Annotated in this window: 7 protein-coding genes and 1 pseudogene; 4 read left to right on the forward strand and 4 right to left on the reverse strand. The window is 64.6% G+C overall.

The features are described from left to right. Window positions 1-649 precede the first annotated feature (649 nt). From ACYP5B_RS51705 to ACYP5B_RS51720, 4 genes and pseudogenes are all read right to left on the reverse strand, one after another. A pseudogene (locus ACYP5B_RS51705) lies at window positions 650-796 on the reverse strand (IS630 family transposase); the annotation flags it as partial. Between the two features lie 528 nt (window positions 797-1,324). Further along, entirely contained in the window at window positions 1,325-2,299 is a 975-nt protein-coding gene (locus ACYP5B_RS51710; protein ID WP_400102873.1) for a Bug family tripartite tricarboxylate transporter substrate binding protein, read from the reverse strand. Between the two features lie 137 nt (window positions 2,300-2,436). Beyond that, window positions 2,437-3,249 (reverse strand): SDR family oxidoreductase, encoded by an 813-nt coding sequence (locus ACYP5B_RS51715; RefSeq protein WP_150993598.1) that lies wholly within the window; start codon window positions 3,247-3,249, stop codon window positions 2,437-2,439. Window positions 3,250-3,342: 93 nt separating this feature from the next. Further along, the gene (locus ACYP5B_RS51720) at window positions 3,343-4,215 is read right to left on the reverse strand and encodes an IclR family transcriptional regulator (protein ID WP_459575271.1); all 873 of its coding nucleotides are present in this window, start codon (window positions 4,213-4,215) and stop codon (window positions 3,343-3,345) included. Window positions 4,216-4,652: 437 nt separating this feature from the next. On the opposite strand from ACYP5B_RS51720, the gene ACYP5B_RS51725 reads away from it, so the two are divergent. The 4 genes from ACYP5B_RS51725 to ACYP5B_RS51740 are packed head-to-tail and all read left to right on the forward strand — an operon-like array spanning window position 4,653 to window position 8,033. After that, window positions 4,653-5,516 (forward strand): branched-chain amino acid ABC transporter permease, encoded by an 864-nt coding sequence (locus ACYP5B_RS51725; RefSeq protein ID WP_459575272.1) that lies wholly within the window; start codon window positions 4,653-4,655, stop codon window positions 5,514-5,516. A 10-nt stretch (window positions 5,517-5,526) separates the two neighbouring features. Further along, window positions 5,527-6,582 (forward strand): branched-chain amino acid ABC transporter permease, encoded by a 1,056-nt coding sequence (locus ACYP5B_RS51730; protein WP_459575273.1) that lies wholly within the window; start codon window positions 5,527-5,529, stop codon window positions 6,580-6,582. Next, window positions 6,575-7,339 carry an ABC transporter ATP-binding protein gene (locus tag ACYP5B_RS51735; RefSeq protein WP_318237522.1) on the forward strand — a complete coding sequence of 255 codons (765 nt, stop codon included), beginning with the start codon at window positions 6,575-6,577 and terminating at the stop codon, window positions 7,337-7,339. The genes ACYP5B_RS51730 and ACYP5B_RS51735 overlap by 8 nt, the downstream gene beginning before the upstream one ends. Next, the gene (locus ACYP5B_RS51740) at window positions 7,326-8,033 is read left to right on the forward strand and encodes an ABC transporter ATP-binding protein (protein ID WP_318237523.1); all 708 of its coding nucleotides are present in this window, start codon (window positions 7,326-7,328) and stop codon (window positions 8,031-8,033) included. Before ACYP5B_RS51735 ends, ACYP5B_RS51740 begins: the two co-directional genes overlap by 14 nt. The last annotated feature ends 225 nt before the right edge of the window (window positions 8,034-8,258 follow it).

The following is an 8,258-nucleotide window of genomic DNA, read 5'->3' on the forward strand; positions in this document are numbered from 1 at the left end:
ACTCGTGCCGTTACCGGTTTGAATGGCCACGATCCTGCGGATGACGCTGGTTTCGTGGTGAGGCCCCCGGTAGTAGCATCCCTGCCCATTCGCCCATCTGCCGGTACCGGATCGGAGCATCACGATATATCACGCCGTGATGGTTTCGTGGTGGGGTGGGCGCGGTGGTGAATCCCTCAAGACTATTCCGGCGGTGCCACCGCGCCCACGACGAAAACGGGACGCCTGCAACTTCGTGGCCGCCCGCGCTGCGAGCGACAGACGGCTTGAAATTCGTGGTGGCCGCTACCGGGGGGACCACCACGAATCTCTGGGCATTGGCAGGGTCGTGGTGATCTAAACTGGTAACGGCACGAGTCCATTAGCACCCAGGGCCTGACGACGAAACCCTTGGGCTGCGCAACCCCGACACGCCAGCCTCCTGCAAGGATCGCTTTCTTTTGGTTACTTTTCTTTACGAGTAAAGAAAAGTGACATCTCACACGTTCTAAAACCGCCAACACCGTACAGCCGCGACAGCAGCTAGAAGCGCCAAAAACACCGCCCACTCACCCTATTCTGCATCAGCAGCTAGAAGCGCTAAAACACCGCCCACTCACGCTATCCTGCATCAGCAGCTAGAAGCATCAAAACCCCGCCCTAAAGAGCTCTCACTATTTGGCTCGCCCGCCGCAGAAGCCAAAACGATGCGTGCCCGCGCAACCAGCGACGCTGGGATGCTCCGTGAACTCGCCATCAACGCAAGTTGAGACCGCTCGTCTTCGCTCAACACCAGATCCAGCTTCGGTCGTCCCATGGCATGTTGGCATCTCCCGTTCGTCGATACCAACATCCTACAAAAATATAGATCCGTTAACAACGGAACGGGACACTAGAAGCATGAAAACCCCGCCCACAAGAGCCCCCCGCGTCAGCGGGCCACAAGCAATACACATCGCACCTTTCCCCCAACCTACAATTCCTGCTCCAAGCTCAACAGACTTTGCGAACGAATCAGCGGAACGGGACACTAGCAGGTTCGTGGCCCTTCAATCCGGTACCGGCAGAAGCCCGCCTGCACTCTGGGCCGTACGACGAAACCACCGAGATTCGAAAGCCTTATTGCTCTGCTCCCGGCAGGGCGGCTTTCTTCTCGTTAGTCTTCTTTGCCGCGTAAAGAAGAGTGACCGGCAGCCCCCGAAGGGGGATGTCGTATGGCTTTTGGGTCCAAACGCCATCGCCGCTCCTTTTGGGTGCAAGAGCCAACGCCATTGAAACAAACAGCGACCCCGCCCAAACAAGCAGCAATCCCCCCCACGCAACCAGCCAAGTGACCCCAAACCACTCACTCCGCCTTGGCCCCCGAATCCCTCACCACCTTCGCCCACTTGGCAATCTCAGCCCTCTGATAACCAGCCAGCTTCTCCGGCGTACCAAGGATGGGATCCAGCCCCAACGTCTTCAACTTGGCCTGCACATCAGGAAGCTGGTAAATCCGGTTGAGCTCCGTATTCAGCTTCGCAATCACATCCTTGGGCGTGTTCGCCGGCGCGAAGATGGCGAACCACGAGTCTGCATCGAACCCAGGCAGCCCTTGCTCCGCCAGCGTAGGAATATCCGGTGCCGACGGCGAGCGCTTCGCGCTGGTCACGCCCAGCGCCCGCACCTTGCCCTCCTTGATCACCGGCATTGCCGACGGCAGGTTGTCGAACATCATGCTGATATGGCCGCCGAGCAGATCGGGAATGGCCATGGCGCGGCCTTTGTACGGCACGTGCGTGAGCTTGACCCCGGCCAGCGCATTGAACATCTCGCCCGCCACGTGGGGCGAGGTGCCGACACCGGGCGTGCCAAAGGTCAGGCTGCCCGGCTTGGCCTTGGCCAGCGCGATCAGTTCCGCCACGTTCTTGGCCGGCACCGAGGGGTTGACCACCAGCACGTTGGGCGTGGACGCGACCAGGATCACCGGGGTGAAATCCTTGACCATGTCGTACGGCATCTTGCTGTATAGCGAGCCATTGATGGAGTGCGTGCCGACCGTGCCAAGCGCCAGCGTGTAGCCATCCGGCGCGGCATGCGCGACGGCCTCGGCGCCGATGTTGCCGCCCGCGCCGGGCTTGTTGTCCACCACCACGGGCTGGCCCCACGAGGGCGAGATTTTTTCGGAGAAGATGCGCGCCAGGATGTCGGGCGCGCCGCCGCTGGGAAATCCCACGACCATCCGGATCGGCTTGGAGGGATAGGTGTCGGCCTGGGCCGAGGGCACGGCGAAGGCGGCGCAGGCGGCCAGGACGGCTGCTGCGAAAGGATTGCAACGCATGGTATGTCTCCCGATTATCGGCTTTATTTTGATGTCGAACTGGTCTTGCACGCTGCCGGCGGAAAGGGGCAAGGCCTTGCGCCCGTCCTCCGCCAGCGGTGACTCAACTGACTGTCGCGCGGGGGTTCACGCCACGCTTAAACCACCGTGCCGCCGAACTCCGCCATGACCTTATCGTGCAGCCGACGCATTCCCTTTAGCCAGCGATCGTAATCTTGTCCCTTGCGCTGGTAATACTCGAGCACTTCCGGATGCGGCAGGATCAGGAAGCGCTCATCCTTCACGCCTTCCAGCGTGACCTGCGCCACGTGCTCGGGCGTGACCGAGCCGGCCTGCAGGAAGCCCTTGCGCTCGCCGTCCTCCCCGAACAGCATGCGCGTCTGTACGCCCTGCGGGCAGATGCAGCTGACCTTGATGCCGCGGTCTCCGTAGGTGATCGACAGCCACTCGGCAAAGCCGATGGCGGCGTGCTTGGTCACGGCGTAAGGCGCCGAGCCGATCTGCGACAGCAGCCCGGCGGCCGATACGGTATTGACGAAATAACCATCGCCACGCGCCAGCATCTGCGGCAGCACCGCGCGCGAGGCGTGGATGTGGGCCATGACATTGATCTCCCAGATGCGCTGCCATTCCTCTGCGCTGGCGTCCAGGCCCTTGCGCAGGATGATGCCTGCGTTGGAGCAGAACACATCGATCTGGCCGAAGCGTTGCGTGGCTTCATCGGCCAGCGCCTGCACCGCGGCGGCATCGGCCACGTCGGTTTGCTGCGCGAACACCTGGCAGTCCGGGCTGGCCTTGGCCACTTCCTCGGCTACCGCTTGCGCGCCCTTGCCGTCCAGGTCGGCCACGGCCACGCCGCGCGCGCCGCCGGCTGCGAATGCCAGCGCGAGCGCGCGTCCGATACCGGTGGCCGCGCCGGTCACCACCACGGTCTTGTTGCGAATCTCCATCTTTGTCTCCTTTGTTTGCTATGTCTGTATTGCCAGCTAGATGTATGGCCCTGAGGCCGTGAGAATGCGATACGCGGGGGCGATGGCGATGTGCTATCCGCGCCCCTGCCACAGGCGGCCCTGCAGCGCTTCGGCCAGTTCGCGGATGCGCGGGCCAAGGTTGCCGTCGAGGATTTCCGGTGTCAACCGCGTGGCCGCGCCGCCGATGTTGATGGCCAGCACTTCCGCGCCGCCTTCGAGCACCACGGGCGCGGCCGCGCCGCTCACCGTGCGGTCCCACTCCGCGTGCGCCAGGCAGAAGCCGCGCTTGGCGTAGTCGCGCAGCGCACGCTCGAGCTTGATGCGGATCGCGGGCCAGCGCGCGCCGTAGTGGCGCTCCAGGTCGGCCAGCATGGCGGCGCGCCGCTCCGGCTCCAGCCCGGCCAGCCACGCCCGCCCGATGGCGGAGGTGGCGGTGGGCAGGCGCGAGCCCGGCGCCAGCCGCATCACCAGCGCGCCGCGCGGCTGGCAGACTTCCAGATACACCATCTCATGACGGTCCGATGTGGCGAGCGCCACCGTGCAATCGGTGGCGAACGCCAGCGACTGCATCAGCGGCTGCGCGATCTCGCGGATGCCCGAGCCGGCAAGGTAACGCTGGCCGAGCACCATCGCGCCCTGGCCGAGCCGGTACTTCTCCAGCGACGCGGAATAGATCAGGTAGCCCAGGCTGGTAAGCGTGTAGGTCAGGCGTGAAACGGTGGGGCGCGGGATGCCGGCGCGCCGCGCCAGCTCGGCATTGCCAAGGTAATCGTCATGCGGGCCGAAGGCGCGCAGCAGGTCCAGCCCGCGCGCCAGCGCGGTGACGAAATTGCGGTCGTCGCGGTCGGTGTCTGGTTCCCCGCCATCGTGCGGCGCATCGGCGGCGCGCACGGCTGCGGCATGCGCGGAGGCAGGCGAAAGCGGGATCGACGAGGTGCGCTTCATACGTGGCGATAACGCTTGGGTACTGGGTGCGGAAAGCAGACCTGAGGCCACAATCGGAGGCTGCGGACCAGAGGTAAGCCGGCTATTTCGCTGTGCGGAAGACTATTCCGTATCTCTTGACTGTGCCTCAGGCCGTATGCAACAGTCAATGAAAACGAACGATCGTGCTGGAACATACCTACGCAGACATGCGTGGCGCTTCACGGTACGCGACGACACCGCACCCGGGGCCTGCACGGCAGGCCATTTCCGCATCGCACAGGAGACCAAGCATGCATCACGCCATTCACCAGGCCGCACCGCCCCGCGGCTGATCCTCACGCCGCCTGACCGAGTGGCCCCGCATTTTTTTGCGCGGCGCCGCCAATTCCACGCAGCCCGCAACGCGGCTTGCGTGCCTTCGTTCGTGATTCGAAAAAGTCGCATGAGGTAAGCCCGTGACATTGTTTCTTCAACAAGTCCTGAACGGCCTGACGCTGGGCGGCGTATACAGCCTGGTTGCGCTGGGCCTGACGCTGGTCTACGGCATCCTGCACGTACCCAATTTCGCGCATGGCGCCTTCTACATGGCTGGCGCCTACGTCTCGTACTACATGATGACGTCGCTGGGCGTGAACTACTGGCTGGCCATGGGCGCTGCCGCCGTCGCAGTGGCTGCGCTGTCGATGCTGGCCGACCGGCTGGTGTTCCATCCGCTGCGCAACGCGCCGGAGCTGCACGACATGATTGCCGCCATCGGCATCATGCTGTTCCTCGAAGCCGGCGCGCAGGCGATGTGGGGCGCGGATTTCCATCGCATGCCCACCCCGTATGGCCAGATGGTGGAAGTGATGGGCCTGACCGCGCCGGCGCAACGGCTGCTGATCATCGCCGCGGCCTTCGGGCTGATGGTGCTGCTGCACCTGTTCCTCATGCGCACCGTGACCGGCTCCACCATCGTGGCGATGGCGCAGAACCGCGAGGGCGCGGCGCTGGTGGGCATCGACGCCACGCGTGTCACGCTGCTGGTGTTCGCCATCTCCGGCGCGCTCGCCGCCATTGCCGCCACGCTCTACGCGCCGATCAACCTGGTCTACCCGAGCATGGGCAACCTGGTGATCACCAAGGCCTTCGTCATCATCATCCTCGGCGGCATGGGCAGCATCCCCGGCGCCATCGTGGGCGGGCTGATCATCGGCATGGCCGAGAGCTTCGGCGGCTTCTACGTCTCGACGGACTACAAGGACATCATCGCCTTCGTGCTGCTGGTGCTGATCCTGTCGATCCGGCCCCAAGGCCTGTTTGCCGGCAAGGCCGCATAAGGAGCGCACCATGACAAAGACACTGCAAGGCAAGACCGGCTGGGCCCTGTTGCTGGCGCTGGCCATCGCGTTCCCGCTGGTCATGCCCAACAGCTACTACCTGACGGTGATGACGCTGGCCTTCATCTATGCCATCGCCACGCTGGGGCTGAACCTGATCACGGGCTACACCGGCCAGCTCAACCTGGCGCATGGCGGCTTCATGGCCATCGGCGCCTATACGCTGGGCATTCTCACGGTGGATCACCAGGTGCCGTTCTGGGCCGCGTTCGTGCTGTCCGGCGTGGTGTGCATGGTGGTGGGCTACTTCGTCGGCGTGGTGTCGCTGCGGCTCAAGGGCCATTATTTCTCCATCTTCACGCTGTGCATCGGCTACATCATCTACCTGCTGATCGAAAAGTGGGAAAGCCTGACGCACGGCACCGTGGGCCTGATCGGCATCCCGGTGCCGGCCTCGGTGGGGCCGCTCGCGTTCGACAACGTGCAGGCACAGTACTACCTGGTGCTGTTCTTCCTGGTGGCAGGCACCTTCCTGATGCACCGTATCGTCACCTCGCTGCTGGGCCGCAGCTTCATGGCCGTGCGCAACAGCGACGCGCTGGCGGAGGCGCTGGGCATCAACCTGATGCGCACCAAGGTGCTGTCGTTCGTGCTGTCGGTGGGCTATGCCGGCTTTGCCGGCGCGCTGTACGCGGGCCAGGTGCGCTTTCTCGGCCCGGACATTGCGCGCACCGACCTGACCTTCGAGATGGTGATGGCGATGCTGGTGGGCGGCACGGGCACCCTGCTGGGACCGCTACTGGGCGCGGTGCTGGTGCCGTGGGTCACGCAGACACTGCAGTTCCTGCAGGACTACCGCATGCTGGTGTTCGGGCCGGTGCTGGTACTGCTGATCATCTTCGTGCCGGACGGCATCGTGGGCTCGTGGGCCAAGCGCCAGGCGCGGCGCGCCGCCGCCGCACGCCGCGGTGGCAGGAGCCGCGCGCAGCAGGCCGGCGCACCCGTCGTCGCCAACCCGAATGCCACCGCCGCCAACAGCGCCAACGCAGGGGCCGACCATGCTTGAGATTCGCAACCTGACCAAGAAATTCGGCGGCCTGACCGCCGTGCACGATGTCTCGATCACTTTCGAGACGGGCCATATCAACGCCATCATCGGCCCCAACGGCGCGGGCAAGACCACTTTCTTCAACCTGATCGCCGGCACCCATGCGCCCAGCTCCGGGCAGATCCTGCTCAAGGGGCAAGACGTGGCCGGCCTGCGCGCCGACCAGATCGCCCGGCTGGGCGTGGCCCGCACCTTCCAGGCCACGCACCTGTTCGACCGCGCCACCGTGCTGGACAACCTGATCGTGGGCCACCGGCTGCGCACGCAATCGGGGCTGGCCGACGTGATCTTCAACACGCGCCGGCTGCGCGAGGAAGAACGGCTGTGCCGCGCCAAGGCCGAGGAGGCGCTCGACTTCGTGGGCCTCACGCACCTGGCGCACGAAGTGGCGGCGGACATCACGCAGGAGGAGCGCAAGCGCGTGGCGTTTGCGCTGGCGCTGGCAACCGATGCCGAACTGCTATTGCTTGACGAACCCGCCGGCGGCGTGAACCCCGAGGAGACCGTGGGGCTGGCCGAACTGATCCGCAAGATGGTCCGCCACGGCAAGACGGTCTGCCTGATCGAACACAAGATGGACATGATCATGCGGCTGGCCGACAAGATCATGGTGCTCAACTACGGCGAGAAGATCGCCGAGGGGTCGCCCGCGCAGATCCAGCGCGACCCGCAGGTCATCGAAGCCTATCTGGGAGCCGACCATGTTGCAGCTTGAACGCGTTTCGCTTTCGTACGGCAGCTTCCGCGCGCTCGACAACATCACGCTCAACGCCGCGGCCGGCGAGCTGGTGGTGCTGCTGGGCGCCAACGGCGCCGGCAAGAGCTCGATCTTCATGGCGCTCAGCGGCATCCACCGCACGAGCGGCGGCAGCATGCGCTTTGACGGGCGCGAGCTGGCCGGCATGAAGCCCTCGCAGATCGTGCAGGCGGGGCTGGTGCATTGCCCCGAAGGGCGCAAGCTGTTTCCCGCCATGAGCGTGCAGAAGAACCTGACGCTGGGCGCCTACGTGCACCGCCGCGACGCCGCCGGCATCAAGCGCTCGCTGGAAGACGTGTTCGAGATGTTCCCGATCCTGCGGCAGAAGAAGGACGATCCGGCCGGCTCGCTGTCCGGCGGCCAGCAGCAGATGGTAGCGCTCGGCCGCGCGCTGATGGGCCGCCCGCGCACGCTGCTGCTCGACGAGCCGTCGCTGGGCCTGGCGCCGCTGGTGGTCAAGCAGATGTTCGAGGTGATCCAGCGCATCAACCGCGCCGGCACCACCGTGCTGCTGGCCGAGCAGAACGCCTACGCGGCGCTGGGCATCGCCCACCGCGCGTATGTGATCGAGAGCGGCCGCATCGTGATGCAAGGCGATCGCGACACGCTGCTCAAGGACGAAGGGATTCGGAAGGCTTATATCGGGGGGTAGGAAGCATCGGCCGAAGCCGACAAAGTGCGCCAAAGCCGTTTGAAATGACGACGGCAGTTAGTCCCTCTCCCCTCAGGGGGAGAGGGTTGGGGAGAGGGGTGGCTTAGCTAGGAACCACATGAAGCGGAGCTGCAGTGGTCTAATTTCCTCGGACAGGTCGATAGGGTGACAATCCATATCGACGAGGAAACAGATGACAAGACAACGCCGACAATTTGATGCCAG

This window comes from Cupriavidus sp. 8B, assembly GCF_054589115.1.

What these genes read in the sequence shown, in the direction of transcription:
- ACYP5B_RS51730 (WP_459575273.1), top strand. Translation starts at nt 5,527, where the DNA reads ATGACAAAGACACTGCAAGGCAAGACCGGCTGGGCCCTGTTGCTGGCG.
- ACYP5B_RS51720 (WP_459575271.1), bottom strand. Translation starts at nt 4,215, where the DNA reads ATGAAGCGCACCTCGTCGATCCCGCTTTCGCCTGCCTCCGCGCATGCC.
- ACYP5B_RS51735 (WP_318237522.1), top strand. Translation starts at nt 6,575, where the DNA reads ATGCTTGAGATTCGCAACCTGACCAAGAAATTCGGCGGCCTGACCGCC.
- ACYP5B_RS51740 (WP_318237523.1), top strand. Translation starts at nt 7,326, where the DNA reads ATGTTGCAGCTTGAACGCGTTTCGCTTTCGTACGGCAGCTTCCGCGCG.
- ACYP5B_RS51715 (WP_150993598.1), bottom strand. Translation starts at nt 3,249, where the DNA reads ATGGAGATTCGCAACAAGACCGTGGTGGTGACCGGCGCGGCCACCGGT.
- ACYP5B_RS51710 (WP_400102873.1), bottom strand. Translation starts at nt 2,299, where the DNA reads ATGCGTTGCAATCCTTTCGCAGCAGCCGTCCTGGCCGCCTGCGCCGCC.